Here is a 1,681-nt window from a genome sequence, read left to right on the forward strand (position 1 = left end):
CTAAATATTCAGCTATTTACCTCAACAAGCACTTACACTAAAGCTCCAGGTACCAATAAAGCGCTCGTCATCGTCCAGGGTGCAGGCGCCGCGGGAGGGTACGCCATTGCTTGCGCTACGGGTTATATGTCCGGTGCAGCCGGTGGAGGCGCAGGGGGTTATGCCGAAAGCTGGCTTACTGCCGTTCCTAATTCTGCATCGGTAATTATAGGCGCTGGCGGCTTAGCAACTACATCATCCGTCGGTGCAGGGGGTGCTTCATCGTTTAATGGGGCAATTATTGCGAATGGAGGTGCCTTTGGTGCTATCAATTCGTCGCAAGCGCTTTCTGGAAACCTTGTACAGCAAATCGGAGGGACAGGCGGGGCTGCTACCGGTGGAAACTTATTCAATACAAAGGGTGATCAGGGGGGATGGTTGCTTCTTACAGCAATCGGTAATTGTCAGGGTGGCCGAGGTGGACGGAGTTATAAATTTGCGGGTGGGGGTTCAATCGGTGGATCCGCAGGTATTGGCCAACCCGGGTTTTGCGGATCGGGTGGATCGGGGGCATTAGGCGGCTCCAATACAGCCGCGTCGCCTGCTTATGCCGGGGGGAATGGTGGGAATGGGTATGTTGAAATTTGGGAGTATGCATAATATCCATTTACGCAGTGCTTGAGAATATTACCGAGCTCAACACGGTAATCTGGGATGGCGAAACAACATGGATCCCGACCGGGGGCAGCACGGTAGTTTTGATACCTGACTCAACCATAGCGGGAATCAATTATATCTATGGCGCTTCGACTGGAGTATTTACCGCGCCGCCTGCAACAATCGGCGCGGGGGCATAATCAATTTATTGTTTCTGCGGGCGGTGCAGTAAAGCCGCCTGCTGTCGTATAGCTGTACCCACTGCCCGCAACATTATCATTTGGGATTGGCACCAACGTGCTGCCGGAGGGTGGTGTCCAATCGGATACACCATTTCAAATGATTGTATTAACCACCGCGTTATTCTCGGTAACAGCGTATTTAACCATCAAGCATACTCCTCAATAATCAAACAACCCTGAGATCCGTTGCCACCTTGTACCGCGGCGCCGCCCGATGATTGTTGTGCACCGCCTCCACCGGCACCATTACCATCACCATTGCCGCCAGCGGAACTACTTCCGCCCTGCCCCCCATGTCCAAATGGAGTACTGCCTCCATCCTCACCGGCACCACCGCCATAATATGTTCCCAAAACCACTCGCGGTGAGCCATTCAACGCAGCGACAAGAGCCGATATTAAAATTCCTGTGGACAAAGCGGGTAATACGGTTCCATTAGACCCGCGCCCAGCCGATGGCAATGCTGTCGTTGGAGTGCCTGCGCCGATTCCGAATCCACCGCCGGGAATGGATAACAAATTACCAAATGAAGTTGTGCCACCTGACATACCATTATTACTGCCAGGCGTACCACCTGCTCCCGCAGCACCTATGGAAATGTAATAAGTAGTCGCTGAATCGATAGGAATTAATGCTTCTGCATACGCCCCGCTCTGTCCCCCGTGTGCCGTTGCGGAAAGGTTAGTCCCACAGGCGGGGCAAGCACCACCACCTCCACCACCGCCAACTCCACGCAAGTGAATTTTAGTTGTCCCAGTGGTGGTGATATAAATGTCGGATGATGTAAACGTCTGTACATTCAA

At 52.8% G+C, this 1,681-nt stretch carries 2 protein-coding genes; one reads left to right on the top strand and one right to left on the bottom strand.

The genetic code is table 11. The annotated features are described in order from the left end of the window. Positions 1 to 301 precede the first annotated feature (301 nt). Positions 302 to 556: a hypothetical protein gene (locus HB631_RS26710; RefSeq protein ID WP_213994200.1), complete on the top strand. Its 255-nt coding sequence runs from the start codon at positions 302 to 304 to the stop codon at positions 554 to 556. A gap of 488 nt (positions 557 to 1,044) precedes the next feature. Here HB631_RS26710 and HB631_RS26715 read toward each other — a convergent pair whose 3' ends face one another. Then, positions 1,045 to 1,251 (bottom strand): hypothetical protein, encoded by a 207-nt coding sequence (locus HB631_RS26715; protein WP_213994201.1) that lies wholly within the window; start codon positions 1,249 to 1,251, stop codon positions 1,045 to 1,047. Between the last annotated feature and the right edge of the window lie 430 nt (positions 1,252 to 1,681).

This window comes from Sodalis sp. dw_96, assembly GCF_018449575.1.
Lineage (GTDB): Bacteria > Pseudomonadota > Gammaproteobacteria > Enterobacterales > Enterobacteriaceae > Acerihabitans.